Here is a 24,787-nt window from a genome sequence, read left to right as displayed (position 1 = left end):
ATGAAACCCAAATCGGACTTGCCGATGAAATGGTCGCCAGTGGTACAGGAGGAGGCCACCGGGTGCGGCATTGCCGCGTCGGCGGCACTGGCGCGCATTTCTTATGCCTAAGCCAAACGCGTGGCCGCACAAATGGGCATTTCCGCTGCGGATAAACGTTTGTGGTCAAGCACCGATTGGGTGGTGGGATTGCTGGGCGAACTTGGCATTGGCGTTCAGCCGGAGCCGGTACCGTTCACCGCTTGGCATGATTTGCCGGATTGCGCTTTATTGGCGATTAAATGGCATTTGGAAAACGACCGACCGTTTTGGCACTGGGTGGTGTTTATCCGTCAGGCGGATGGTCAGGCGTATGTCCTGGATTCCAAAGCGACATTGAAACAACACCTGCGAACCGATTTCGGTCGTATGAAACCAAAATGGTTTCTGAATGTCGCTTTGGAAGTGATTTAATGGCAAGAGGCAAACTCACCAGGCCTGGCTGAAAACGGCGATATGTAAGGCCGTATAAAGAATATATAAGTGACTATATAAGCATTTGATAATGTTTTGTTATGCGCGAGTAAGAAAATTTAGGGTTTATCCTGATTGATAATTCCGCTCTAGGTTTTTATGCTTACGTTCTTATCTCGACGAGAGAGATGATTAAAAAGGATAAAAAATGTTGGATTACTTGAGATACCACTTTAAAAACCTGTGGTTCCGAGATAAATCGGAAGAGATTGTTTTCATCAATAAATACGCGGTTCAAATGCGAGCGGGGTTGATGTTGATTCTGCCGATTTACATGGTCATCGTTCTGTTCACCACCGTACTGGCTCCGACCTGGACGGTATTGCCGAACACTATGGTGGAAGAGACCTTTGACGTGACCGACGATTGGCGCACCATCTTCAATGTGCAAGCCTTCCGCACGCCGTTCGACTACACCATTCCCAGTCTGATTCTGCTGTACGGCATGTTCGAAATGATTGTCGGCATGTTCATCCGCACCGCTTATTTGTCGCCGACCATTCACATCGCCACCTTTTTAACCCGTAATATCCGCCCGAAATGGGAGCCGCTGAAACCCAAACGTTTCGCCTGGCTGATTGGCGCCACGCTGATTACCTTGTGTTTGCTGTTCTTTAACCCGGATACCGCGGCGCGTTTCGTCAACGACTTGTTCGGTTCGCAGATTCTGCCAACCGACCAGAACTGGATGCCGGACTTCATTCCGTTGCTGGTGGGCATCTGTTTCCTGCTGATGTGGATGGAAGCGGTATTCGGTTTCTGCCTGGGCTGTAAAATGCACTGGTTGCTGGCCAAATTGCATATTTTCAAGCAGCACTGTTATGACTGTATGAACGTCGACTTCGACCAACGCGCCTGGATTGAAGAACGCAAAGCCGCCGAAAAAGCTTTAAAAGACGGCGAGGCCAAAGACAAGGCTTAATCAACCGTTTGCCCTAAATCGTCCAGGCCTGGTTATTTTTGCTTTAAATTCATCCGTCATATTAGAATATACGTATTATGTCTAATTTAATATGAATGGAGAATTTAAAGCGCATCAATGGAAGCCTTAACGGAATATGTAAAAAATCAAGTATGGTTGCTTGAATACCCAATTAGGTTTGAGGGTATGGATTTGTTTGGGCGGATGACCATTATCCGTTTGGAAAATGGCGATCTGCTTATTCATGATCCCTGCAAAATAACCGATGCTATCCGGCAGCAGATTGATGACATTGGCCCGGTGAAATACATTGTTGCGCCGGGCAGTTATCACCATTTATTCGTGATGGATTTTCAAGCGAAGTATCCGCAAGCGGAAACTTTTTTATGCCCGGGTTTGGAAAGAAAACGACCGGATATTCCCTTTGACTGGATACTCGGTAATAAACCGGATCCGAGATGGGCGAATGAAATCGACCAAGTGGTGGTGAGTGGCACCAAATATATGTGGGAAGTCGCTTTTTTCCATAAACCTTCCAAGACCTTGATTCTCGTTGATTTACTGGAAAATATTGGTGACGACTACCGGCATCATGCCAATTGGGTTTTGCGATTCTGGTGGAAGTTTGTTTTCAGAATGTGGAATAAACCTAAGCCTGCACCGGAATATCAAATGGGCTGGGGAAATAAACAAATCGTTCAGACGGCATTGCATAAAATTCTGGGCTGGCAGGCGGAAAGGGTGATTATTGCGCATGGTGAAACCATTGAAGAAGGTGTCAATGACATCTTGTCCGAGGCTTGGAAAAAAGTCTTAAAAGCATAATTTGATTCGCATTCAATCCTGAATAAACACCAGGCCTGGGCGATTTAGGGAATTCAGTCTATAATCAACGTTTATCCATTTTACGAGGTGATTCGGTGCCGGGAATTCTAATTGCGTTCAGCCTGTTGTTTATTGCGACGGTCACGGCTTGGTATCACCGCAAAGCGGGCATTGCTTTGTTCATGGTTTTTCTGGTGGTGGCGTTGGCGGTTTTCCTGCAACATGCAACCGATCACCTCGGGTTGCATTTTTAAAGGCCGTTGTCGTTTATGTCATTTTTTACCTTTCCCAATCTGTTCAAATGGAAAAGTATCGTTGAAATTCTTGGCATTTGCCTGATCATCGCCGCAGCGTTTTATTATCAGTTGTTCCTGGACGAACTGCCGTGTCCTTTATGTTTGTTGCAGCGCATGGGGCTGTTGGCCATCGCATTCGGTTTTATGCTGAATTTACGATACGGCGCGCATCCCGGCCATTATGGATTGTCATTGCTGGCGGCGGTTTTGACCGGGCTCATTGCGTTGCGTCAAGTCAGTTTGCACATTAATGATTCGGAAGGCTATGGTTCGGCCGTACTGGGATTGCATATGTACACCTGGGTGTTTGTCATCGCCGTGGTGGCGGTGATTTATATCGCCATCGTGATGAGCTATGCCGGACAGTATGCGCTGAAACAAAGCGCGGATACCTCTATAGCGTTTCAACGATTCAGTTGGTTGGCATTTGTGGCATTGAGTGTGATGCTGTTTGCGGATGTGGCGACGGTTTTATTGGAGTGTGGTTTGCAGGAATGTCCGGATAATCCGACTCAGTATCGCTGGCTTTCGTCATAAATAACGCACTGAGCCGAAAACGACCGTCATGAAAACCTCCAATGATTTCCTGTCGACATTAAATGATGTGTTTGCGTTGTTCGGCGCCATTGAGGCCAAACGAATGTTCGGCGGTTATGGCTTGTATCATCAAGGGGTGATGCTTGGGTTGGTGTCCGGTAACGAATTGTTTTTGAAAACGGACGATGAATCGGCGCAAACGTTTATCGAGCAAGAGTTGCTGCCGTTCGAGTATTCACGGGATGGGGGCCGGGTGCAATTATCTTATTATGCGGCGCCGGAGGTTATTTTCGATGATCCGGAAGAGGCCAAAGAGTGGGCTGAAAGAGCTTATGAAGCGGCGTTAAGGTCAAGCTCGGCCACAAGGGGTAAGTGATCGGAAGCTTGTTTGGCCAACGGGCTGCGGTGAGTGTTTAAACTTTTCAATACGGGGCGAGGGGCGGCCCATATACGATCCAATGACAACATCGGTAATTTCGTTGGCCAGGTTCGTCGAAAGGGCGTGTCCGGGAAGCGACTATGTAAGGCTCGTAACGGTCGTCCCCATAACCACCATTCATTCAGGTCACCAGCCAGTATGACAACGTCATGAGCATTATCGTTAAAAATCGTTAATAGACGTTCCACTTGTTCGCGGCGTTCTGATGGCCGTAAGCCAAGGTGGGTCGCCACCAGTTGTAACCGAATACCGTCCAGTGTGAAAGAAACATCCATTGCCTTTCGAGGTTCGCGGCCGGTCACACTGAGATCATGCGACCGGACGTCTTGATAGGGAAGCCGTGTCAGGACAGCATTGCCGTAATCACTGTCGCCTAACTTCATGGTGTTGCCCGCCAGGGCGGTGCATTGGGTCGCTTGTGCTAAATGGTTCAGCGCGTCAAATTCATGGCCTGGGCAAGACTCCACTTCCTGCAAGACAATCAAGTCGGCATTGATTTCCTGAAGTACCGCCGCGCAACGTTCGACGAATTGCTGACCATCATGACCGATACAGCGATGCAGGTTCCAGCTGACTAATTTGATGTTCATGGTTTTCGTTATTGTCCTTGCTCGCGTTTCCGGGATTTATGGCGCAGCCATTTACGCAGTCCAAACATCATCAAAACAATCACCACCACCCAAAAGACCAGCCAAATGAGGTTGATGCCACTTGGCTCTTTTATTGAGCGTAACACCTTGTCGGTAAACAGCGCAATGGCCGCCATACCGGGTAAAAAACCAATGAAAGATCCTAATATGAAATCCCGTAAGCGAATGTGGGAGGCGCCAGCGACCACATTAATCACCGCAAAAGGTGCGATTGGGATGACGCGCATTGTAATAATCGTTAAAACACCACGTTTGGATAGCTTCTGGCTGATACGATGCAAACGATTCCCCGCGTAACGTTTCAGCAGTCCGTGTCCGGCCCATTGACCCACCCAATAGGACATAACCGCGCTGAGAAGAGCCCCCGACAAGGCATAGGCAAACCCCAGCGAAGACCCGAAGACCAATATCACGGCCACCACCAATAGGGTTAAGGGCACGGCGAGCGTGGCGGCGACGGCAAATATTGGAATCACAAGCCAGGGCGCAAGTGATTGCGATTCCAGTAAGGTGATATAGCGCATCATCTGGTCGATATTCAGCCAGTCGCTTAACGGCGTCCAGCGCCATACGGCGACCAAAACCAATAACATCGTCAATAGCAACGTGACTTTTAGAAAATGCCGGGCCGTATGGGGTTTGTCTTTATTCGGCACGAAATGGTTCACAAGATGATCGGGGTGATACGGCTGTTCAGGGTCGATTAGGGCGGATTCGGGCACCAGTTGATCGACTTCCGGTGTGACGTTTGTATTCAGCGTCTGTAAGGTGCGCTCGGTGCCTTGGAGCGATTCAATCGCGCGAATCAACGATGGATGTTCCGCTTCACTGTTTTGCAGTGTCGTAGTGTCGATACCTAGGTGTTCACTCATCAAGGTGCGCCGGATTTTTTGAATCGCGTAATAGGCCTCTGATTCGATTTCCGCTTCAATGAAAAGATCGCACTCACTGTCCAGCCCCATCGAACGGTTGCTGAGGTTGGAGGATGCCACCCGAAGCATGCAATCATCAATAATCATACACTTGGCATGAACCATTAAAGAGACATCCGTATCGCTTACGAGTTGCGGATAATACAACCGCAAACGGTTTGCGTGATCGGCTTCCTGCAGTTTTTTGACCAGACGGGCACGCAATACATCCATGGTATGCTGCTCAAGCCATCCGCCGGTTTTTTCCGGCATCACGATGATGATTTCGGGGCCGTTTTCAAGCTGTAAACTCGCAACGAGCGCTTGTTGAATCGCATTCGATGTCAGGTATTGGTTTTCGATATAAATAAAGTGCTTGGCCGCTGAAATACTGTCCAGATAAAGTTGTTTCACTTCCTGGGCCGCGGGGTGTCCACGATATTGCGCCTGTGTTCGTGCAATGCCGACGGGCACATTACGCATCAATGGCGTTATGGAAGCGGGCCAAGGATCATGCTCTAGGTCATTGTCCGGCGCATTTGGCGAATCCGGTTGAGCCGGGGCGGCCGGGGCCATTTGAGTTCCGGTCGCACGTTGCCAGCGTTTGCGTGCCAGCTGCCCTAAAGCGTTAGCCGCATCGCCATCCACGAGCATTTGAACATCGTGGAAAGGGGGATAAGGCTTGCCGTCTGGGTCTTGTCGTCTCGGGTCGTCAATGGCATGTTCAGGAGTGTCCCAGCGCCATTTGCTCAGGTCAAAGCCGCCGGAAAAGCCCACACGATCGTCAACGACCACGACCTTTTGGTGTTGAGAAGCGCCAACCGGGTGCTGACTGTCTAAATGAAAATGAACACGCGAGTGGGTTTTTTTGTTAAACACGTACGAAGGGCGGCTTTCGCGTTCCAATGTATAGATGGACGCAAAGTCCCAGGTCAGCACAAAAACATCGACATGGTGTTCTCGTGCGACGAAATCCAGTAATTCGCCCAGTTCAGTTGGGTGCTCATGGTCAGAGTCGTCTCTTACCAGCTTTAATCGACTGTGCAAATCCCACCCCAGAATGAACACCGAATCATGCGCCGAAAGAATGGCTTCACGAACCGCGCGAAAATAGGCTTCGCCATCAATGGCCACCGCGGCACGGTTCGCATTCACTTTTTGCCAGCAATTTTCGCCAGGGGTGAGGATTGAAGTGCGCCTCTCCCCAATCATATCGTGCATAGAATATCCTTAAAAACCTGATGAATGGCCCTGATGAATCATGGTCTGATTGAAACAGGATAACCGCCCAAGGTCAGAAAGCCAATCGGGAATGACCTGATTACTGGATTCAGGGTTATGAGACGACCAATGAATGGAGCTTGTTTCGGAGAGGATCAGAGTGACACCGGTTGGCGACGTTTGTCGCTTTCCGGTTGGGGATATTCAAGTGGCGTGCCGGCGGAATGCCGGCCGAGGGGGAGGCGTTATTTTTGCGAAAGGGCCTTAGCGTGGTAGGCGATATGCTCACCAATAAACGTGGCGATAAAGTGATAACTGTGGTCGTAGCCATCCTGCATTCTGAGTTGCAGGTTAATGCCTTTAGCGTCACAGGCTTTTTGCAACGCTTCGGGCTGTAACTGACCTTCGGTTAAAAATTCATCCGCCGTACCCTGATCAACCAAAATGTGTTCACAAGACGCGCCGTTTTCAATCAATTCAACCGCATCATAAGAGGCCCAATCAGATTGGTTTTCTTTACCTAGGTAGGCCGTAAAACAACCTTGCCCCCAACCACATTGCGTAGGGTGACAAATGGGCGAAAAGGCCGAGACCGATCGAAACGCTCCCGGATTTTTTAACGCGCAAATTAAAGCTCCGTGCCCACCCATTGAGTGGCCGCTGATGGACTTCACGCCAGCCATCACCGGAAAATTCTGCTCAATCAAATCGGGCAGTTCAGCCGTCACGTAATCATACATTTGATAATGCTTCACCCAAGGTTCTTGAGTGGCATTTACGTAAAAACCGGCACCTTTTCCTAAATCATAGCGATCGGGTTCATCCGCCACCTCGTCCCCTCGAGGGCTGGTGTCCGGCATCACCAAGGCAATGCCGTTTTCGGCGGCATAACGTTGTGCCCCCGCTTTAACGCGTACATTGTCGTCTGTGCAGGTTAAGCCGGATAACCAGTACAAAGCCGGTACGGGTTGTGTTTCCGCTTGCGGCGGCAAATAGACTGAAAAGGTCATTTCGCATTTGCAGCTATCCGAAAAATGCGTGTAGCGGTTGAGAAAACCGCCAAATTCTTTAATGCTTTCTATCTGTTTCATGTTTTACATTCATTCCGTCAGCGTTATTTAAAAAATAATGACCGAGCGAATACTTTCGCCGCTGTGCATTAAATCAAAGGCTTTATTAATGTCTTCCAAGCCCATTGTGTGGGTCACGAAAGCATCCAGCTCGATTTCACCGTCCATATAACGTTCCACATAACCTGGTAGTTCGCTACGACCTTTCACGCCACCAAAAGCGCTTCCTTTCCAGGTACGACCGACGACCAAGTTAAACGGACGAGTCGAAATTTCCTGACCGGCGCCTGCCACACCAATAACGGTGGAAACCCCCCAGCCCATGCGAGTACATTCCAGAGCATCGCGCATCACCTCGACATTGCCGATACACTCAAAGGAGTAATCGACGCCGCCGTTCGTAATCTCGGCGATGTATTCGCTGACTTTGCCATCCACGCTTCTTGGGTTCACAAAATCCGTCGCGCCGAGTGCTTTGGCCATTTCCCATTTGCTTGGGTTCAGGTCCACCGCAATAATCCGTGAAGCTTTGGCCATAACCGCGCCTTGAATACAAGAAAGCCCGATTCCGCCTAAACCGAATACGGCCACCGTCGAACCGGCTTCCACTTTAGCGGTATTAAGTACCGCGCCAATTCCGGTGGTGACGCCGCAACCGAGTAAACAGACCTTATCCAACGGCGCCTCTTTATTGATTTTAGCTAATGCGATTTCCGGAACCACCGTGTATTCAGCAAAAGTGGAACAGCCCATGTAATGGTAAATTGGCTTACCATTTTTGGAAAAACGGCGCGTTCCATCCGGCATATAGCCTGTCCAAACCGTTCCGGCAATGGATTGGCATAAATTGCTTTTCGTGGAGTTGCAGTATTCGCATTCTCCGCATTCGGGAATATACAACGGAATGACATGGTCGCCAGGTTTCAAATCTTTAACACCGGGGCCGCATTCGACCACTTCGCAGCCACCTTCGTGTCCTAAAATGGCCGGAAAAACACCTTCAGGGTCATCACCAGACAAGGTGAACGCATCCGTATGGCAAACGCCTGAAGCAACTACCTTTAATAGGACTTCACCCTCTCTTGGGCCTTCTACTTCAACTTCTTCAATTTCTAAAGGTTTTTTGGGTTCCCAAGCGACTGCTGCTTTACATTTCATCTGTTTAAGTCCTTATTTTTTTGGTCATTGAATATACAGTGGGAGGGGAGCTAAGGCAGGAGTCAATGAATAAACGAAAACGACTATCGTTTTGATCGTAGGACAAAAAAACCGCCAATGGCTCGCCATGGCGTGTATTTTCAATCATACCCTAAAAAAATCCATACCCCTGAGGGAGTACTCATTATGGGGACTTTTCGTCTTTGAACTGTACGTGGTAGCCAGCCTTAAACACGTTTCAAAAAGCCCTAATGGCCCGGCTTTTGAATATTGCATATTTGTTGAAAAATAAGGATGGGAGGCGGGTCAGATGAATGGAATAAGCATTCAGCGTTTATTTGCGGCCTAATCCTATCAGGAGGAGAGGTTGATTCGGCGTTCGTTGCTTTCCGGATAGGGATATTCCATATGGCGAGCCGAAGCGCGGGCAACGTCTTCACCGAACTGCATGGCGACAATCTGCAAGGCCATGTCGATGCCGGCGGAAATGCCAGCTGAGGTGATTATATGACCGTGGTTGACCACATGCGACTGCTTATCGACCGTGACGTTCGGGAAAAGTGATTGCATCCAATCCAACGAGCGCCAATGGGTGGTTGCGCTCAAACCGTCCAACAAGCCCGCATTTCCGAGCACCAACGCCCCCGTACAGACCGAAGCCAGGGTTTCAACCGAAGCGGCCGCATCACGCACAAACGACAGTAAGGTTTCGTTGTGCATTTCCTGACGAGTGCCCATGCCGCCCGGCACCACCAGAATATCCAACGGCGGGGCTTGTTCGAACGTACAGTCGGGGATGACCTTCATCCCTCCGGTAGTGGTTACCGGTTCGGGCGACTGCGCTATCAGATGAACGTCAAACGGAGACGTGTCTTCAAAGCGTCGATTTTCATCCAATCGTGTGACGGAAAAAACTTCAAACGGGCCGCAAAAGTCGAGGACTTCGACGTCATCAAAAATAACGATTCCAAGTTGTTTGCGCTTCATAGGCGGTCTCTTTTTATAGGGGGCAATTAGGGGTCAATCGATAATGCCTTTGGCCTTCAGCGCTTCCAGTGCCAATTTTTGGCGCAAGGGCAATTGCGTTTTATTGTCGAGCACCATATTCAAGGCAAACAACCAGGTATCCTGTGATGTTTTGACATAGCCGATATACCAACCCACATTTGGGTGAACGCGCGCGGCCCAACCCGCCTTAGCCCATAAGGAATAAGAGGGTGTTTTTTTCACTAGCATGATTTTTTGTAAGGTGTCATAAGCTTTCTCATTAAAAGGAAGCTGGCGACGGACGAGTTTTTTTAGAAAATCCACCTGTTCGAATGCACTGATTTCAAGTGAGCCTTCATCCAGCCAAAAGGTCGTGACATCGAATTCGTTCTGTAAATGACCGTAATTGGTTTGTTTGAGATAACGTTTGTAAGCGTCGGTTCCAACCTTACGGGCGATTTCCTGGTAACACCACACGCAGGAAACCTTAAAAGCGCTGTCCAACGTTTGGTCGTGATTCCAGCGGGCCACACTGTAATGGTGACCATCCCATTTAAATACAGTGTGTTCATCTTGAACTACGCCATCCTCAACGGCAATCAGGGTATTCATTACTTTAAACGTTGAGGCGGGTGAAAACGGCTGCCTTGCTCTTGTTGCATTATGGACAAATGTTTGCCCGGTTTTCAGCGATTCAATGACCATGGTGCCCTCAACATTTTGTTGGGCGAAAAGCTTGGCGATCACCGAATCGTCGGCATTCGAAACCACGGGAATCAGCACGGTAAGCAGGGCCATAATGTAATATCGACTGGTTTTATACATGATTTGTTATATCTTTTTAATTAGGGTAGAAGGTAATGAATTGGCATTCAGGCCAAAGCCTGCAATTATTTATTGCGCGTTGACTTCTTCGCGTTCCCGTTCATATTGGTCGTAAGGTTTATTCGCGGCCTTCATGCAAGCATCGTATTGTGACGGTGGTTTTTTGTAACAACTGTTACGGTTATTGTGCTGAATATTGTCGTAAACGGCCTGATTGCTGCATCCGGCTAACATAAAGAGGCTTGTCAAAATCAGTAGGTTTCTCACCGTGCTTTCCCTTAGAATGGTTTGTGATTGAATGGATTCAAAATGATACGAAATTTTGATTAGGATTTCGCGGTAAATCATCCAGTCATGACATTGTAATGGATTTTGATGGAGTGCTTGGAAAATGAATGTTTTAGTGGTCGGGGCAACGGGTGCGACGGGGCGGTTATTGGTGAGTCAATTGCTCAACCGTGGGTGTCATGTCAAAGCGGTGGTTCGTTCTGCGGAACGCCTGCCGGAAACGGTTCGAGCGCATGCGCATTTGACGCTCATCGAAGCCGACATTTTGGCCTTGTCGGAAACGGAACTCGCCGAGCTCGTAAGTGATTGTAGCGCCGTGGCTTCCTGCTTGGGGCATAACCTGACTTGGAAAGGCCTTTTCGGTCAACCGCGCCGTTTGGTGACCGACGCCGTGCAACGTTTGTGTGAAGCCATTCAAGCCAACCATAAAACCGAACCCACCCGGTTTGTTTTGATGAACACCTCCGGGAACCGGAACCGTGATTTGGATGAACCCATTTCGTTTGCGGAAACCCTGATTGTCGGGTTGATTCGCCTTCTATTGCCACCGCATTCGGATAACGAACACGCCGCCGATTACCTGCGAACCCAAGTCGGACAAAATCATCCCGCCATCGAATGGGCCGCCGTACGGCCGGATTCCTTGGTGGATCGCTCGGATGTTACCGACTATGAAATCCACCCATCGCCGACTCGAAGCGCGATTTTCAATGCCGGTGAAACCAGCCGAATCAATGTCGCCGATTTGATGGCCCGGTTGATAACCGAAAAAGACTTGTGGGAACAATGGAAAGGGCAGATGCCGGTTATCTATAATCAGATTTAACCATTTTGGCTTTCTGCGCCAATCGCCAACTGCGGCAAAATCTGTATCAGGGCCTCATAAATGTCAGGTTCAATGGAACTGCCACACTCGCTTTTGAGTATCGACAGCGCTTTGTCGATCGGCATGGCGTCTCGGTAAGGGCGGGAAGCGGTCAGGGCATCAAAAATATCCGCCACCGTGATCAGTTTGGTTTCAAATAAAATCTCTTCACTTTTTAATCCGTAAGGGTAACCTTTTCCATTAAGCTTTTCATGGTGAGCCCCGCAGATTTTGGCAATTCGGCTAAACGGTTGAATGCGTTGTAAAATTTGTTCGGAATACAGCGGGTGTAGTTGAACCTGTTTAAACTCATCATCCGTCAGTTTGCCGGGTTTATCCAATATGTGGTTGCTCACCCCCAGTTTGCCAATATCATGCAGCAGGGCACAGCGGTTGATTTCTCTCTGCTGTTCAAAGGAAAAGCCAAAATGCTGGCTGAGTTTGACGGTGTAATCGGCCACCCGAGAACTGTGATCGTGCGTAAAAGGGCTTTTCGCATCGACAATCATCGCAAACGCATAGGTGATGTCATCAATTTTCTGTTGAGTCAGTGTGATTTTTTCGGCTTCCGGTTCGAGCGAACGAATATCGCTTTCAAGGTCTGTTTTCGTTAAGGTTTCCCAAAAGGGCGCCTGTGTTTCAAGACTCAATAGGGCGTCGACCAACGCCGGGTTAAACCAGGTGCCTTTTCGTGAACGAACCTCGTTTAACGCCGCAACCTGACCACCGGTTTGAAAAAACACATCGGTCACTTGCGAAAGCAGTGCAATTTGCGCATTGATTGGAATTTGATCTCCGGCCACGCCATAGGGCTTTCCATTGCCATTCCAGTGCTCGTCTAAATAACGAATGCCGTCGGCGATTTCATCATTAAACCCGAGGCGTTTTGCGATATCCGCGCCGCGCTCACAGCGCGTGGCGAACATTTCAGTACTTTGTTCGTCGCCGAAGCGAGCAATATTGATCAAACGTTTCGTCTTGGAGATTAAGCCACTTCCGACGGCCGTATGTTTGAGGACAAAGTCAAGCATTTGCTTGTAGCTGTCATTATTGACCAATTTAAAATCTTTTTTCGCTTGGCGCTCGTCACTACCATACAGTTCATATAAACGCGCGGCATTACTGCTGCACCCGGCATCTTTCAATAGAAGGGTGTAGTACAAATTCCAAATGTGTTTGGATTCCAGGCCGATTATCTTGCCAATGTGCATCCCAATCCAGCAGCAGCGCACACTGTGCCCCGCAGGCTGTCCTTCCGTTAAGTCCAAGGCATAACTCAAGGCACTGATGACTTGCGAAAGGCTTAAATTTTGCACTTTATCGACCATGGTTTGAAAGATTCCATTTAAAAATGATGACGGGAGAACAATGATCCCTTGACTACCACCTTAACGGAATTTTCGAATCAAAAACATTAAAAAATGTAATTCATCCGACAAGATGGCTGGTGACAGTGAATGGAATTTCGAAAAGGCTTTATTTTCGGTTTGACGGTCATGCCGAAGCTTTAACCAATCAATTTGACCAGGCCTGGTCGATTTTTCGTGGGGTTGCTTATCGGTCAGCGGCTGGGCTATGCTTATCACTTTGCAAAACAGAAGGCGCGGCATGCCCTTGGTTTCAACAGGCTAACAAACAAATCACCAGGCCTGGCTAATATTGAATGGAGACCCTTGATGATCAAAACCCACGAAGACTTACACCAGTTGGTGTCGACGGAAATTGAACGTTATTTAGCCGAACACCCGGAGGCTTCCATCACCTTTGAGGTGTCTGAAAACAACTCCTGTAGTATGAAAAACACCCAGAATGACCATAAGTTCGTGTTCTTGTTCGCCCGCTTCGGCGATGAATATAAAGTGGGCTTTGCTCTATACAAAGGTTACGATCCCAATCCTTGCTGGATTGACGATATTGAACATGAGGGCTTTGACCAAAATTTTATGCAAATCCTCATCAAGGAACACTTAATCGGAGAGTGAATCCAACAAAACCGAGTCAAAACGCCCTGTATTGTATAGGGATTTGGCCCGGTTTCCCCGCCACCAATAGCATATTCGAATGCAAAAATACGCCTTTTGCACGCTCTATCTGTAACACTTTATCTTAAGAGAGCTTTGCACGCGTCCCACCCGTGCAAAGCTCTCCTTAACGATAATCACCAGGCCTGGGCATTTTTAAACATTAATGGCACTGCCCGAGCCATGGCGGATACCACCCGGTTTTAACGGCACAAAATGCCTCTTTGAGGCGGGGGCTTTAAGGATGAATTTGAAAGGGCAAAACACAGCATGACATCGGCACGGATTTTAGCGGTGGCCAATCAGAAGGGCGGCACCGGCAAAACCACTTTAAGCATGAATCTGGCCGCAGGCCTGGTCAACCACGGTCGTGTGCTGCTGATTGATGCCGACCCGCAAGGGTCGGCCACCCAGTGGTGCCGACTGTCGGCCGAAGACAAACCGTTTCCGGTTTCCGTGATCGCCGTGGCCGGCCATTTGGTCAACGAAGTGGAACGCTTTGCAAAAGATTACGATTTTATTGTCATCGATTGCCCGCCAACACTGGAAACCGGTGTCATGCAAGCCGCACTTAAGGTGTCGCAAACGTTGCTGATTCCCGTGTTGCCGTCGCCGGTGGATTTATGGGCCAGCCTTCGCATTGCCGAAGCCATCGAACAAGCCAAAATGCGCAATCGGCCATTACAGCCTTATATCGTCATCAATCAGTTGGAACCCCGCAGTGCTCTGTCCACCGCCATGAAAGAAGCCTTGCAAGAGTTCGATATTCCCGCTCTGAAAAGCGGCCTTCGTCGTCGAGCCGTTTATCGCAATGCGGCGGTCGATGGGGTGAGTGTCTATTGTATGGGCAAACGTGGCGAAATGGCCGCCAATGAAATCGACGACATTATTCAGGAGGTTTTATGACCACAAAAACCAATACCACCGCGTCCAAGTTAACCGACAGTCTGCGTCGTGCCAAAACCACGCAGGAAAAATCCGCCAGTAAAACAACCGCAACCCAATCGCGTCAGAAACCACCCGCCAAGCCAGCCGTCAAACAAGAAGATTCAAACGAAACGGTGAAACCCATGGGCTCGAAACGGGTTTGGCCAGACTGACCTGATATTCAACCGGGTCAAATTCGATTCATTCATCAAGCGTAACATTAAGCGTTGGTGTTGCCCTGTTCCCGCAACAAATCTCGAATCTCCGTCAGCAGTTTTTCCTCTGAAGATGGCTCTGGCGGTGCAGCCGGTTTGGTTTCTTCGACTTTCTCGGCTTCCTCTTTCTCCCGAGCCATTCGTTCCTGCAATCGGTTGATGCTCCGTACCAGGAAAAAGACCACCAACGCAATTAACACAAAGTTAATGATCGCCTGAATAAAGTTGCCGTAGGTGATGGTCGCCGCGCCGACTTGGAAGGCCAACGCCGTGAAGTCCACTCCGCCCAACGCAATACCAATCAAGGGCATAACAATGTCATCCACCAATGATTTTACAATCGCGGTGAAAGCCGCCCCAATAATGACCGCGACAGCCAAATCAAGCACATTTCCTCGATTAATGAACGTACGGAATTCTTTGATCATGTTTTGTTCTCTTTTACCTTTGTGTTTTCAATGAAGTGTGTGCGGCGTTATTTTTTCACCCGTTAACACCAAACTCAGCGAGCGAGCCTTGGAACAGTCCGCTTGAGTGCCTTGTTAACCTTGGTCTTAGGGTACTTTTATCTAAATTAGATTGCAAATAACGTGGCGGTGAATTTGGATGAGAGGGGTGTTCGAACCGGTTCGATTGAATGTGTTTAGTGGTTATGTATTGAGGACAATGTCGATGTTGAAGCCTTCATCCTCCGTTGGAGCCTGAAAGTAACGGTTGACCTGGTGAAACACCGTTTCGGTATCAAATTGGGCGCGTTCCGGTGATTCCTGCCGGCGCTTTTCCAGCCGTTGTAAGCACAGCGAATCGTCGGTTTGCAGATAAATCAACTTATGGGGAATCTGGCTTTCGTCGAATATTGCTTTAAACCAAGCCCGTTGTTTTCGGGTGTTGCCCGGAAAATCCATCACCACCGAAACGCCGGAATGCAACAGGCTTTGAACATGGCTTTTTAGCAAGGGTTTCAAGCGTGCCGAATACAGGATGTAATCGTCAAAGTTTTGAATTTCGTCAGGAAAGGGCCGCCAGCCACTCGTCTTCAGACAACAAAATTGCTTTGAGTTCGTTCGCCAGTTGTTTGGCGTAGGCCGATTTTCCCGCGCCCATTTTGCCACTGAAAAAAATCAAGGTGCCTGTTTCGTTCATTGCATATCCTTTGCAAATGGGGAATTCAATCAAATGACCAATATTACCAGGCCTGGTCGTTTTTACTGAAAAGGTATTAAAGCAATCTAGAGTAATCAATGGGGCAGACTCCTTTGAAAATCAATCGAGTCTGACCCCATTGGTTTCAGCGGTCGGCTGGAGTGATTTGTTATATTGAAGTATTTCACTTTTATGTCCAGTGTCTTTTTCCATAATTTTTAAAGTCAATGGATCAATATCTAAACGCGTAAAATCTGGCAAATGCCCCTTATCACAAAAAACCTTCACAACTTTTTCAATTTCTTCTGATGAAGATTTAAGGCCAAAAATAACTTTAGAAATAAAAGTAATGTCAAAATCCACTGAAATATTTTGTTTGTCATTAACATACTCAAATTTATTTTTATCAAAACTCTCGGATTCTAGTACAAATCGGACTTCCTTTTCATACTCCCAAATTTTTGTTTTAGTTGCACCTATAAGTAATCCCAGATCATCACTGTTGGGCGTTCTTGAGTTACGCTCTTCAAGTAAAGAGTCTACATACTGAACCTCGACAGGATACAGGCCTGTTGAATTTTTGTTATTTTTCAAAATAGAAAAATCAATACAGATGCAACAACCTTTATGATTATCGCCATAATGAGCCCACATCAGTTGAGACTCTGGGTCTTTATAATGTTTTGAAAAACATGTTATGTACAAGGAACTACTAACTTTTTTAAAAGCTTTTGAAACGAGTGCATCAGCTATTTGTGGTTTATTTTCTTTCATTTCAACGATTTCAGGCCAATTTAACGGCATCAGAAATGGGCTGAGTTCAAAAGTATCATTTAGTACGTCTGCACGACTAAACCAAAGCTTTCCTCCATTAACAATCAGAGACAGAGTATCAGTAGAAAGGTATTTATATGCCAGATCATAGTGAACTATAGGATTCATTTTGTTCTCAAAAATAAATTTTGGATTGAAATATAACGCTGAAATCAGCCGCGCAGTTCACTGCGTCGGCTGGATTTGATTGTTAGAAGCATTGACCACATTGACATAATGCTCCACACATTCTTTTATTGTTTCTGACTTGAAAACGATGCCGAGATCAATCATTTGGTCAATTTCCGCGACTGGTAGTTGCTGTGTTGGGATATTAACAATGCGAATACCCCCTTGCTCTACTCGCTTATATACCTGCGCCACAATTCCTAAAAAGTGCATCCTGTTTCCAGCATAGAGATTTCCCTCTTTATCTGGGTGCCCGCCAGCGTAGTAGATGAATACAGGGCTGCCGCTGGAACCTGGAAAAACTGATGCATCTATCAGAAATCGCTTTTGGCCTTCGAAGTCAACATAATATGGGGTGGCTGTTATTCCTTTTCTTATTATTGGCAATATATTTGTGGAGTCCCATATACCACTTGGATAGCCAATAAACACAACCTCTTCTATTGGTGAAATAAATTTATCAATCTGTTCTTGGGTCGGGAATTCACTTTCTCTAAGATTTTTCCAATACAGTATGTTCCCATCATTTTCTGATTCACTAAATATTACTGAAACATTCATCGCGGCCACATCTACATTGGGATCTGGATGCCCTATAAAATTAGTTGCATTGAATGGGATACTGTAGCCTTGCCCAAACAAAGGTTTCTTAGCATCTCCGTCAATCACCCCTTTCAATACGACAAAAGTTCCATGAGTTACGCCCTCTACAACATGCTTGTTTGTTATTAGGAACAACCGTTGCTCATGCATGAAGAAGAATCCAGTACCAACAGAAGTTCCTTGCGCTTTTTGTCCTTCAAGCCTTACGGTCGTATGCATTAATTCTTCTGCAAGTGATGCCATATGATGTTCCTTGTAGCTTCTAACATTTAGTATAAGGCACTTTTGCCCTAGTAGTATTATGTATTGAAACGGGTTTCTGGACTGTTTGCTAGGCTGGTGTTATGAACGTGTCATTTTGACCGATTATCGGGTATTACCTAACTTTCTTATCAGAGGCGGTTGTTTCGGTTTATGTGATTATCCTACTCGACTTGATTTTAAAAATTAAGTAAAAATTCTAGTTTTCATTGTAGGGCGAATGTGCCCAGCAGTCCGCGGCATATTTATCAATCATATATTTTTCTTCTTCGATAAATCTGGCCAGGCCTGCCGGGAATGGGTTTTGGGCGAGCCAGTGGGTGGAGCGCATTTTGACGGGAATGAAACCGCGGGCGATTTTGTGTTCGCCGCCGGCGCCGGGTTCGAATTTTTGAATGCCATTTTCAATCGCGTAGTCGATGCCCTGGTAAAAACAGGTTTCAAAATGCAGGTGTTTGACGTCTTCAATGCAGCCCCAGTGGCGGCCGTAAAGCGTGGTGTCGGAGCGGAACATTAGGGCTCCGGCAATGCAGCGGCCGTCCAAGTCGGCCAGCACCAGCAAGACTTGCTCGGGTATGGCTTGAGCGATGGCTTTAAAGAAGTCGAGATTGAGCGTGGGGGTGCTCCATTTGTCGATAAAGGTTTTCTGGTAGAAATAACTGAAGTTGTCCCAATCGTCTTCGGTGGCGGTGTGGCCGTTGAGTTGACGGAATTGGAGGCCGCTTTCGGCGACGGCTTTGCGTTCCTGGCGGATGTTCTTGCGCTTTTTCTTTTTGAGTTGGGCGAGAAAATCGTCGAAGGTTTGATAATCCTGATTGAACCAATGAAATTGGCAATCGTGCCGGAAGTATTCATTATCTCGTTTGTAATCCCGTTTGTGCGATTCCAGCCAGGCCTGCTGTTCCGGGTTGGCGAACAACCAGTGAATGCCGCTCATATTAAGTTCTTCGGCTAAGGCCAATGCGCTGTCAAATAGCTGCGTTTGCAGTTGTTCGGCGTCAAATAATCCATGGCCGATGGTTTCCAGCTGCGGGTGAATCAGAAAACGCTGTCCTTGCGCGGGGGTGTAAGGCACGGCGGAGACGAGTTTGGGGTAATACGGCAGGCCGACGTGATTCCAGGCTTGTTCCCAGGCCTGGTCAAAAACGAATTCGCCGTAATTATTGTGTTTTTCATACAACGGCAGGGCGGCCACGATACGGTCGCCGTCTGGGCTTTCATGGGTGAGCGTGAGATGATGTGGCAACCAGCCGAAATGTTCGCCCACACAGCCGTGCGCTTCCAAAGCCGATAAAAAACCGTGTTTGAGAAAGGGATTGTTGTCCTGCACCAAGGCATCCCATTGCGCAGCTTGTTCGGCGGAAAATTCGGTCAGACTGTTATGAACATCCAGACGCAGCTTGGCGGTTTCTGTGGAATGAGACAGGGTTTTTGGCTTTGTATTCATACCGTTTCACTCGATAGTTTGAATGCATTTTAGCATTGAAGCGGGGCGGTGAAATTTGAAATTCCGATAGGATGCGGGCAATTTGAGTTTAGGCGTTCAGATATTCACTTGGGCTGTGATAAAATACGCGTAATCAAAAATATATAAAGCACTGGAGAGAGAGTATGTTAGAAGCCTATCGTCAACATGTGGCCGAACGCGAAGCGGAAGGTATCCCACCGTTACCGATGGATGCGGAGCAAACGGCGCAACTGGTTGAACTGATTAAAAACCCACCGGCGGGTGAAACGGATTTCGTGTTGGATTTGTTTATCAACCGCGTACCGCCGGGCGTTGACGAGGCGTCTTACGTGAAAGCCAGCTTCTTGGCGGACGTGGCGGCGGGCAAAGTGTCTGTCGATTTGATTTCGCCGGTGAAAGCGACTTTCTTGCTGGGCACCATGCTGGGCGGTTACAACGTTCAGCCGTTGATCGGTTTGCTGGACAGCGAGAACGCCGAAGTGGCCGAAGAAGCGGTGAAAGCCCTTTCCAAAACGCTATTGGTGTATGAAGCTTATCACGACGTGGTGGAAAAATCGAAAACCAACGATTACGCCATGCAAGTATTGAAATCTTGGGCGGATGCCGAGTGGTTCTTGGATAAGCCTAAGATGCCGGAACAAATCACTGTGACCGTCTTTAAAGTGGAAGGCGAAACCAACACCGATGACCTGTCGCCAGCGACAGCGGCTTGGTCACGTCCAGACATTCCATTGCACGCCAAGGAAATGTTGAAAGCGCGCATGGACGATGTGGACGGTACCATTGCCGAATTGGAAGCCAAAGGCCACCCGGTTGCTTATGTGGGCGACGTGGTGGGAACCGGTTCGTCGCGGAAATCGGCGATGAACTCGGTGATGTGGTTCTTCGGGAATGACATTCCTTACGTGCCGAACAAGCGCCAAGGCGGCGTGGTGTTGGGCGGCAAAATCGCACCGATTTTCTTCAACACGGCGGAAGACTCCGGTTCTTTGCCGATTGAATGTGAAGTAGACAATTTGAACATGGGTGACGTCATTACGATTCACCCATACGACGGCAAAATCACCAACGAAGCGGGCGACGTGGTTTCCACTTTCGAATTGGCGCCGGACACCATGCCGGACGAAGTACGTGCCGGTGGGCGTGTACCGCTGATTATCGGCCGTGGTTTGACGGACAAAGCGCGTGAAGCGCTGGGCATGGAACCGTCCGACGTCTTTATCCGCCCGACGGATAAGTCGCAAGCCGAGCACGGTTATACGCTGGCGCAGAAAATGGTCGGTAAAGCCTGCGGTATCGAAGGCGTTCGTCCGGGCATGTACTGTGAGCCACGCATGACCACGGTTGGGTCGCAAGACACCACCGGTGCCATGACGCGTGACGAAATGAAAGAGTTGGCCTGTTTGGGCTTCTCGGCGGATTTGGTGATGCAGTCGTTCTGCCACACTGCGGCCTATCCGAAGCCGGTGGACATCAAACTGCAACACTCCTTGCCGGATTTCATGACCAGCCGTGGCGGCGTGGTTTTGCGTCCGGGTGACGGGGTCATTCACTCTTGGCTGAACCGTCTGTTGTTGCCGGATACCGTCGGTACCGGCGGCGATTCGCATACCCGTTTCCCAATCGGGATTTCCTTCCCGGCGGGGTCAGGCCTGGTGGCTTTTGCCGCAACCTTGGGCGTGATGCCGTTGAACATGCCGGAGTCGGTTTTGGTGCGTTTCAAAGGTCAAATGCAGCCGGGCATCACCTTGCGTGACTTGGTGAACGCCATTCCGTATCAAGCGATTCAGGACGGTTTGCTGACCGTCGAGAAGAAAGGTAAGAAAAACATCTTCAATGGTCGTGTTCTGGAAATTGAAGGCTTGGATCACTTGAAAGTGGAGCAGGCGTTTGAGTTGTCCGACGCCTCGGCCGAGCGTTCCGCCAACGGTTGTGTGGTGAAACTGGGCGAAGAGCCGATTATCGAATATTTGAAATCCAATATGGCGTTGATCGATTGGATGGTCGAAAACGGTTATCAGGATGCCAAGACCTTGTTGCGTCGTCGTGACGAAATGCAGGCGTGGATCGATAACCCACAATTGATGGAAGCGGATGCCGATGCGGATTACGCGGCGGTCATCGAAATCGATTTGGAAAACATCAAAGAGCCGATTGTGGCGTGCCCGAACGATCCGGACGATGTGAAATTGATGTCTGACGTTCAGAACTCGAAAATCGACGAAGTGTTTATCGGTTCCTGTATGACCAATATCGGTCACTACCGCGCGGCCGGTAAGGTGCTGGAGCAAATGGGCAATGTACCGACCCGTTTGTGGATTGCGCCGCCGACGAAGATGGACGAGCGCCAGTTGATTGAAGAAGGTTATTACAGCATTTACGGCCGCGTGGGCGCACGTACCGAAATGCCGGGTTGTTCCCTGTGCATGGGGAACCAGGCGCGTGTTGCCGACGGCGCGACGGTCTTCTCGACTTCAACCCGTAACTTCCCGAACCGTTTGGGGAACGGCGCGAACGTTTACCTGGGGTCAGCGGAGCTGGCGGCGGTGTGTTCGGTCTTAGGTCGTATTCCGACTGTGGCCGAGTACATGGATGCCGTGGCGATGTTGGATACCATGTCCGACGATGTCTACCGTTATCTGCAGTTCGACGAAATGGCCGATTACAAAGTGGAAGAGCCGAAGAAATTGTCGGACATCGGTGTGGCCGTCGCGTAAGTGTCAGTCATTCCCCCATAAAAAAACCGCCTTAACGGCGGTTTTTTTATGTCTGTTATTTGGTGTGTCGGTCAGGCCTGGTGAATATTGGGATTGGTTTAACCAACGGTGACACGGTTGCGGCCGTCTTCTTTGGAGCGGTACAGCAAACTGTCGCCACGGTGCATCAGGCTTTCCGCGGTGTCTTTGTGTTTCAGTTCGGTCACGCCAAAACTGGAGGTGATGTGTAGGTCGTGCGCATCAAGCGTTTCCAACTTTTTACGCAGGCGTTCCGCGACTTTCTCGGCGTCTTCCAGATAGGTTTCCGGCAACAGTATCACGAACTCCTCACCACCCCAGCGGGCAAAGACGTCCTTGTTGGTCAAGCCGTCTTCGACGGCACGCGCCACGGTTTTGAGCACTTTGTCGCCCATCAAGTGACCGTGGGTGTCATTGATTTTCTTGAAGTGGTCAATGTCGAAAAACACCAGACTCAGCGGCAACTGTTTGGACTTGCTCAGTTTCATCTGCTCGTTCAAGGCGCGTTTGAACACATTCCGATTCGGCAGGCTGGTCAAGCTGTCGGTTCGCGCCATTTTGTGCAACAAACGTTTCTGACGAATCTGGTTACGTAGGTAGAAGAAGGTCAGTAAGCTGATAATGAACAGCAGGCTTTCATTTACGACGTTGATTTTCATGAAGTTTTCAGTCACGATGCGCAAGCCGGGTTCATTAATGTAATTGACGATGTAACCGACGGCTTGGCCTTCGGTATTTTTCAACGGGAAGAAGGTGACCAAATAATAGGTTTGGTTAATATTAGTCACTAAATGACAAACATTGCATTGGCCGAGTACGCTTTGGAAGTCATCGTGCAGTTTCTCGTTGATGGCGTGAATGCGTTTTCGGGAAATGCTGTTTGGGCGTTTCTCATGGTATTGCACGCTTTTGTCCACCACATAGTTTGCGGAGATTTCCGACGGAGCGTAGTTGCCTTGCTCGTTTTCGAACACCTTGTGTTTGATCAGGTCTTTTTTCAACAGCAGGTCGTGCGCTTCGTTGTGATCGTGGGTGATGAGATGGTAAATAGCGTCAATGGAGAAGGAAATCTCCACACTGCCCACCAACTCGCCTTGGTAATGCAATGGATAGACATGACGGAAGCCGTTGAAAATGCGGCCTTCCTCAAACCCGAAGACCGGCTTTTGAGTTTTGTGCACTTGCTCGATGCTGTAACGGACGTCGGATAAATCGTCTCCGAATTTGGCCGGGCGGTGAAAGCGCAAAAAGCTGGAGCTGTCCGGTAAATGGAAGTGCAGTTGTCGGATGTATTCCGATTTCAGCAGTCGATACAACGGCTCCAGGCGGTTGTAGAGTGTTTCGCGCATCTCGTTGCGCACGGCCGCGTCGCCATGATAAGCCTTGGCCATCAAGCTAAGAATGTCGTCCTGATTGATGGCGGAGGTGAAGATGACGTCGGCATTGATGCGCAGCGCTTTCTGGCTGGATTTGAAACTGTTGATTTCCTGCTGACTGGCGTAGTGAATCAAATGCTGTTTCTGGGTGCTGTAATTGCTGTAAGTGGTCCAGATGCTGCCGGCACTGAGTAAAATGAATACCGCGATGGATACGATAAGCGCCAATCGCCGGGAGGGCAGATTTTTCCAGCGTCGGAATGTTCTTTTGGCAGGTGTCGGCATGGTATAAAAAAATCAAATGCAGTTAGGTGAAACATTCATTATACCATTTCTGCAAAATAACACTAAAACTCAGTGGGTTATGCCGTGAAGTTTACGCCAAGTCGGACATTAAGAATGCCCAGGCCTGGCGGAAAATGGAATGGCGCTTAGCGCAGGGAGGTGAGGTAGAGAGACAGCTTGGTCGCGGTTTCTGTGCTGATGTCGCCCAATAGCTGTTCCATAAAGCCTTTTTCGGTTTCGTAGTAACGGGTGTTGGTCTGTTTGATGACTTCACGCTCCACGTAACCCATGTCGCCCAAACCGTCAATCAAACCGTTTTCAACCGCTTCGTCGCCCAACCAGACCAAGCCGGTAAAGGTGTTTTTATTTTCTTTCAAACGGTCGCCTCGGCCTTTACGAACCGCTTCGATAAATTGTTCATGCGTTCGGTCCAGAATGCGTTTCTGGAAGAACTCTCGGCCTTCTTTATCAATCGGGCCGAACGGGTTCAAAAAGGTTTTGTGCTCTCCGGCGTGCATGGAGCGGTTTTCCACGCCGATTTTATCCATCAGGCCGGTGAAACCGAAGCTGTCCATGCGCACGCCGATGGAGCCCACCAGCGAGCCTTTGTTGGCGTAAATTTTATCGGCGGCCACGGCAATGTAATAACAGCCGGAGGCACAGGCGTCTTCCACCACCACGTACACCGGTTTTTGATACAGGTTTTTCAAACGGGTGATTTCATCATTGATCAGCGCCGATTGCACCGGGCTGCCGCCGGGTGAATTGGCCTGGATAATGACGGCCTCGGAATTCGGGTTCTTAAAGGCTTTGTCCAATAATGGGTTGAGTTTTTCCGCACTGGTATAAGTGCCCGGCATAATGGCGCCTTCCAGTTTGACGATCGCGACATGCTTATCGGTGCCGAGCATTTCCTGTTCGGACGGAATCTGGCGAGTCAACATCACGAAGGTGACGATAATGTAGGCCACGACGGCCAGTTTCAGCAGATTGGTCCAGCGGCGGCTCCAACGTTCCTGCTTGATGAACTTTTCCGCCGCACCGGCTAAACGGTTCAAACCATCGTTTTGATTCGGATTCTCCATTGACAATACCTTATAATGTGTCGAAATCGTCTGACGAAAACCGGAATGCAAGCCGGCACTCCGAATGCCGAAAATCGGCCGTTTCGTTTAGAGATTTCTAAATTATCTGAATTATGACAGCCCGCCACGCGCCGGGCTGATTGAACAAGAAGCCCCATT

At 48.8% G+C, this 24,787-nt stretch carries 27 protein-coding genes; 11 read left to right on the top strand and 16 right to left on the bottom strand.

Going from position 1 to position 24,787, the window contains the following annotated elements:
- The first annotated feature begins 120 nt into the window (after nucleotides 1–120).
- The 6 genes from AYJ59_RS07685 (at nucleotide 121) to AYJ59_RS07665 (ending at nucleotide 3,469) form a co-directional block, all read left to right on the top strand.
- Nucleotides 121–453, top strand: a complete 333-nt coding sequence (locus AYJ59_RS07685; protein WP_237260294.1) for a hypothetical protein — start codon at nucleotides 121–123, stop codon at nucleotides 451–453.
- A 208-nt stretch (nucleotides 454–661) separates the two neighbouring features.
- Nucleotides 662–1,435, top strand: coding sequence for a DUF4395 domain-containing protein (locus AYJ59_RS07680; protein ID WP_127119766.1), 774 nt, complete (start codon nucleotides 662–664; stop codon nucleotides 1,433–1,435).
- Between the two features lie 117 nt (nucleotides 1,436–1,552).
- On the top strand, nucleotides 1,553–2,260 hold the full coding sequence (locus tag AYJ59_RS07675; protein ID WP_127119765.1) for a DUF4336 domain-containing protein: 708 nt from the start codon (nucleotides 1,553–1,555) through the stop codon (nucleotides 2,258–2,260).
- A 95-nt stretch (nucleotides 2,261–2,355) separates the two neighbouring features.
- On the top strand, nucleotides 2,356–2,514 hold the full coding sequence (locus tag AYJ59_RS12960) for a DUF5993 family protein (RefSeq protein WP_164730751.1): 159 nt from the start codon (nucleotides 2,356–2,358) through the stop codon (nucleotides 2,512–2,514).
- Between the two features lie 15 nt (nucleotides 2,515–2,529).
- A complete protein-coding gene (locus AYJ59_RS07670) occupies nucleotides 2,530–3,093 on the top strand; it encodes a disulfide bond formation protein B (RefSeq protein ID WP_127119764.1) in 564 nt (187 codons plus the stop codon).
- A 28-nt stretch (nucleotides 3,094–3,121) separates the two neighbouring features.
- Nucleotides 3,122–3,469, top strand: coding sequence for a TfoX/Sxy family protein (locus AYJ59_RS07665; RefSeq protein ID WP_127119763.1), 348 nt, complete (start codon nucleotides 3,122–3,124; stop codon nucleotides 3,467–3,469).
- Here the strand turns inward: AYJ59_RS07665 and AYJ59_RS07660 are convergent.
- From AYJ59_RS07660 to AYJ59_RS07630, 7 genes are all read right to left on the bottom strand, one after another.
- Entirely contained in the window at nucleotides 3,424–4,122 is a 699-nt protein-coding gene (locus AYJ59_RS07660) for an endonuclease/exonuclease/phosphatase family protein (protein WP_127119762.1), read from the bottom strand. The two genes, AYJ59_RS07665 and AYJ59_RS07660, sit on opposite strands and share 46 nt — an antisense overlap.
- Nucleotides 4,123–4,130: 8 nt before the next feature.
- Nucleotides 4,131–6,314: a VTT domain-containing protein gene (locus AYJ59_RS07655; protein WP_127119761.1), complete on the bottom strand. Its 2,184-nt coding sequence runs from the start codon at nucleotides 6,312–6,314 to the stop codon at nucleotides 4,131–4,133.
- A 245-nt stretch (nucleotides 6,315–6,559) separates the two neighbouring features.
- On the bottom strand, nucleotides 6,560–7,405 hold the full coding sequence (fghA, locus tag AYJ59_RS07650; protein ID WP_127119760.1) for an S-formylglutathione hydrolase: 846 nt from the start codon (nucleotides 7,403–7,405) through the stop codon (nucleotides 6,560–6,562).
- A 27-nt stretch (nucleotides 7,406–7,432) separates the two neighbouring features.
- Nucleotides 7,433–8,542: an S-(hydroxymethyl)glutathione dehydrogenase/class III alcohol dehydrogenase gene (locus AYJ59_RS07645; RefSeq protein ID WP_029937988.1), complete on the bottom strand. Its 1,110-nt coding sequence runs from the start codon at nucleotides 8,540–8,542 to the stop codon at nucleotides 7,433–7,435.
- Between the two features lie 354 nt (nucleotides 8,543–8,896).
- Entirely contained in the window at nucleotides 8,897–9,529 is a 633-nt protein-coding gene (locus AYJ59_RS07640; protein ID WP_127119759.1) for a DJ-1/PfpI family protein, read from the bottom strand.
- A gap of 33 nt (nucleotides 9,530–9,562) precedes the next feature.
- Nucleotides 9,563–10,327 (bottom strand): class D beta-lactamase, encoded by a 765-nt coding sequence (gene blaOXA, locus AYJ59_RS07635; protein WP_127119758.1) that lies wholly within the window; start codon nucleotides 10,325–10,327, stop codon nucleotides 9,563–9,565.
- Nucleotides 10,328–10,423: 96 nt separating this feature from the next.
- The gene (locus AYJ59_RS07630; RefSeq protein ID WP_206197857.1) at nucleotides 10,424–10,588 is read right to left on the bottom strand and encodes a hypothetical protein; all 165 of its coding nucleotides are present in this window, start codon (nucleotides 10,586–10,588) and stop codon (nucleotides 10,424–10,426) included.
- A gap of 157 nt (nucleotides 10,589–10,745) precedes the next feature.
- Between AYJ59_RS07630 and AYJ59_RS07625 the strand changes: the two genes are divergently transcribed.
- The gene (locus AYJ59_RS07625) at nucleotides 10,746–11,468 is read left to right on the top strand and encodes an NAD(P)-dependent oxidoreductase (protein ID WP_127119757.1); all 723 of its coding nucleotides are present in this window, start codon (nucleotides 10,746–10,748) and stop codon (nucleotides 11,466–11,468) included.
- On the opposite strand, the gene AYJ59_RS07620 is transcribed toward AYJ59_RS07625, so the two are convergent.
- Nucleotides 11,465–12,835, bottom strand: coding sequence for an HD-GYP domain-containing protein (locus tag AYJ59_RS07620; protein ID WP_206197856.1), 1,371 nt, complete (start codon nucleotides 12,833–12,835; stop codon nucleotides 11,465–11,467). The genes AYJ59_RS07625 and AYJ59_RS07620 overlap by 4 nt on opposite strands.
- 348 nt (nucleotides 12,836–13,183) lie before the next feature.
- On the opposite strand from AYJ59_RS07620, the gene AYJ59_RS07615 reads away from it, so the two are divergent.
- The 3 genes from AYJ59_RS07615 (at nucleotide 13,184) to AYJ59_RS07605 (ending at nucleotide 14,628) form a co-directional block, all read left to right on the top strand.
- Entirely contained in the window at nucleotides 13,184–13,489 is a 306-nt protein-coding gene (locus AYJ59_RS07615; protein ID WP_127119756.1) for a hypothetical protein, read from the top strand.
- A 309-nt stretch (nucleotides 13,490–13,798) separates the two neighbouring features.
- Complete coding sequence (parA, locus tag AYJ59_RS07610; protein WP_029937996.1) at nucleotides 13,799–14,434, top strand: ParA family partition ATPase; 636 nt, start codon at nucleotides 13,799–13,801, stop codon at nucleotides 14,432–14,434.
- Nucleotides 14,431–14,628 (top strand): hypothetical protein, encoded by a 198-nt coding sequence (locus AYJ59_RS07605; protein ID WP_029937997.1) that lies wholly within the window; start codon nucleotides 14,431–14,433, stop codon nucleotides 14,626–14,628. The genes parA and AYJ59_RS07605 overlap by 4 nt, the downstream gene beginning before the upstream one ends.
- 47 nt (nucleotides 14,629–14,675) lie before the next feature.
- Here the strand turns inward: AYJ59_RS07605 and mscL are convergent, their stop codons facing one another.
- From mscL to AYJ59_RS07580, 6 genes are all read right to left on the bottom strand, one after another.
- Nucleotides 14,676–15,098 carry a large-conductance mechanosensitive channel protein MscL gene (gene mscL / locus AYJ59_RS07600; protein WP_127119755.1) on the bottom strand — a complete coding sequence of 141 codons (423 nt, stop codon included), beginning with the start codon at nucleotides 15,096–15,098 and terminating at the stop codon, nucleotides 14,676–14,678.
- 222 nt (nucleotides 15,099–15,320) lie between these two features.
- Nucleotides 15,321–15,635, bottom strand: a complete 315-nt coding sequence (locus tag AYJ59_RS13070) for an AAA family ATPase (RefSeq protein WP_237260293.1) — start codon at nucleotides 15,633–15,635, stop codon at nucleotides 15,321–15,323.
- A gap of 43 nt (nucleotides 15,636–15,678) precedes the next feature.
- On the bottom strand, nucleotides 15,679–15,813 hold the full coding sequence (locus AYJ59_RS13065) for an AAA family ATPase (protein ID WP_237260292.1): 135 nt from the start codon (nucleotides 15,811–15,813) through the stop codon (nucleotides 15,679–15,681).
- Nucleotides 15,814–15,933: 120 nt separating this feature from the next.
- Nucleotides 15,934–16,755: a DUF2971 domain-containing protein gene (locus tag AYJ59_RS07590; RefSeq protein WP_127119754.1), complete on the bottom strand. Its 822-nt coding sequence runs from the start codon at nucleotides 16,753–16,755 to the stop codon at nucleotides 15,934–15,936.
- A gap of 57 nt (nucleotides 16,756–16,812) precedes the next feature.
- Complete coding sequence (locus tag AYJ59_RS07585) at nucleotides 16,813–17,661, bottom strand: S1 family peptidase (RefSeq protein WP_127119753.1); 849 nt, start codon at nucleotides 17,659–17,661, stop codon at nucleotides 16,813–16,815.
- A gap of 217 nt (nucleotides 17,662–17,878) precedes the next feature.
- The gene (locus AYJ59_RS07580; RefSeq protein WP_127119752.1) at nucleotides 17,879–19,126 is read right to left on the bottom strand and encodes a GNAT family N-acetyltransferase; all 1,248 of its coding nucleotides are present in this window, start codon (nucleotides 19,124–19,126) and stop codon (nucleotides 17,879–17,881) included.
- A gap of 164 nt (nucleotides 19,127–19,290) precedes the next feature.
- On the opposite strand from AYJ59_RS07580, the gene acnB reads away from it, so the two are divergent.
- On the top strand, nucleotides 19,291–21,864 hold the full coding sequence (gene acnB / locus AYJ59_RS07575) for a bifunctional aconitate hydratase 2/2-methylisocitrate dehydratase (RefSeq protein ID WP_127119751.1): 2,574 nt from the start codon (nucleotides 19,291–19,293) through the stop codon (nucleotides 21,862–21,864).
- A 98-nt stretch (nucleotides 21,865–21,962) separates the two neighbouring features.
- On the opposite strand, the gene AYJ59_RS07570 is transcribed toward acnB, so the two are convergent.
- Together AYJ59_RS07570 and sppA are read right to left on the bottom strand one after the other, a co-directional pair.
- On the bottom strand, nucleotides 21,963–23,486 hold the full coding sequence (locus AYJ59_RS07570; RefSeq protein ID WP_164730750.1) for a sensor domain-containing diguanylate cyclase: 1,524 nt from the start codon (nucleotides 23,484–23,486) through the stop codon (nucleotides 21,963–21,965).
- Between the two features lie 203 nt (nucleotides 23,487–23,689).
- A complete protein-coding gene (gene sppA / locus AYJ59_RS07565) occupies nucleotides 23,690–24,628 on the bottom strand; it encodes a signal peptide peptidase SppA (RefSeq protein ID WP_127119749.1) in 939 nt (312 codons plus the stop codon).
- Between the last annotated feature and the right edge of the window lie 159 nt (nucleotides 24,629–24,787).

It is taken from the genome of Thiomicrospira sp. S5 (assembly GCF_003991075.1).
Taxonomy (GTDB): domain Bacteria; phylum Pseudomonadota; class Gammaproteobacteria; order Thiomicrospirales; family Thiomicrospiraceae; genus Hydrogenovibrio; species Hydrogenovibrio thermophilus.
Note: the sequence above shows the minus strand (reverse complement) of the source record. Positions and strands in the feature narration are given on the sequence as shown.

Bases quoted from the DNA above. Each gene is read 5' to 3' on its own strand.
- AYJ59_RS07680 (WP_127119766.1), top strand. From the start codon at position 662: ATGTTGGATTACTTGAGATACCACTTTAAAAACCTGTGGTTCCGAGAT.
- AYJ59_RS07675 (WP_127119765.1), top strand. From the start codon at position 1,553: ATGGAAGCCTTAACGGAATATGTAAAAAATCAAGTATGGTTGCTTGAA.
- AYJ59_RS07670 (WP_127119764.1), top strand. From the start codon at position 2,530: ATGTCATTTTTTACCTTTCCCAATCTGTTCAAATGGAAAAGTATCGTT.
- AYJ59_RS07665 (WP_127119763.1), top strand. From the start codon at position 3,122: ATGAAAACCTCCAATGATTTCCTGTCGACATTAAATGATGTGTTTGCG.
- AYJ59_RS07660 (WP_127119762.1), bottom strand. From the start codon at position 4,122: ATGAACATCAAATTAGTCAGCTGGAACCTGCATCGCTGTATCGGTCAT.
- AYJ59_RS07655 (WP_127119761.1), bottom strand. From the start codon at position 6,314: ATGCACGATATGATTGGGGAGAGGCGCACTTCAATCCTCACCCCTGGC.
- fghA (WP_127119760.1), bottom strand. From the start codon at position 7,405: ATGAAACAGATAGAAAGCATTAAAGAATTTGGCGGTTTTCTCAACCGC.
- AYJ59_RS07645 (WP_029937988.1), bottom strand. From the start codon at position 8,542: ATGAAATGTAAAGCAGCAGTCGCTTGGGAACCCAAAAAACCTTTAGAA.
- AYJ59_RS07640 (WP_127119759.1), bottom strand. From the start codon at position 9,529: ATGAAGCGCAAACAACTTGGAATCGTTATTTTTGATGACGTCGAAGTC.
- blaOXA (WP_127119758.1), bottom strand. From the start codon at position 10,327: ATGGCCCTGCTTACCGTGCTGATTCCCGTGGTTTCGAATGCCGACGAT.
- AYJ59_RS07630 (WP_206197857.1), bottom strand. From the start codon at position 10,588: ATGTTAGCCGGATGCAGCAATCAGGCCGTTTACGACAATATTCAGCAC.
- AYJ59_RS07625 (WP_127119757.1), top strand. From the start codon at position 10,746: ATGAATGTTTTAGTGGTCGGGGCAACGGGTGCGACGGGGCGGTTATTG.
- AYJ59_RS07620 (WP_206197856.1), bottom strand. From the start codon at position 12,835: ATGGTCGATAAAGTGCAAAATTTAAGCCTTTCGCAAGTCATCAGTGCC.
- AYJ59_RS07615 (WP_127119756.1), top strand. From the start codon at position 13,184: ATGATCAAAACCCACGAAGACTTACACCAGTTGGTGTCGACGGAAATT.
- parA (WP_029937996.1), top strand. From the start codon at position 13,799: ATGACATCGGCACGGATTTTAGCGGTGGCCAATCAGAAGGGCGGCACC.
- AYJ59_RS07605 (WP_029937997.1), top strand. From the start codon at position 14,431: ATGACCACAAAAACCAATACCACCGCGTCCAAGTTAACCGACAGTCTG.
- mscL (WP_127119755.1), bottom strand. From the start codon at position 15,098: ATGATCAAAGAATTCCGTACGTTCATTAATCGAGGAAATGTGCTTGAT.
- AYJ59_RS13065 (WP_237260292.1), bottom strand. From the start codon at position 15,813: ATGAACGAAACAGGCACCTTGATTTTTTTCAGTGGCAAAATGGGCGCG.
- AYJ59_RS07590 (WP_127119754.1), bottom strand. From the start codon at position 16,755: ATGAATCCTATAGTTCACTATGATCTGGCATATAAATACCTTTCTACT.
- AYJ59_RS07585 (WP_127119753.1), bottom strand. From the start codon at position 17,661: ATGGCATCACTTGCAGAAGAATTAATGCATACGACCGTAAGGCTTGAA.
- AYJ59_RS07580 (WP_127119752.1), bottom strand. From the start codon at position 19,126: ATGAATACAAAGCCAAAAACCCTGTCTCATTCCACAGAAACCGCCAAG.
- acnB (WP_127119751.1), top strand. From the start codon at position 19,291: ATGTTAGAAGCCTATCGTCAACATGTGGCCGAACGCGAAGCGGAAGGT.
- sppA (WP_127119749.1), bottom strand. From the start codon at position 24,628: ATGGAGAATCCGAATCAAAACGATGGTTTGAACCGTTTAGCCGGTGCG.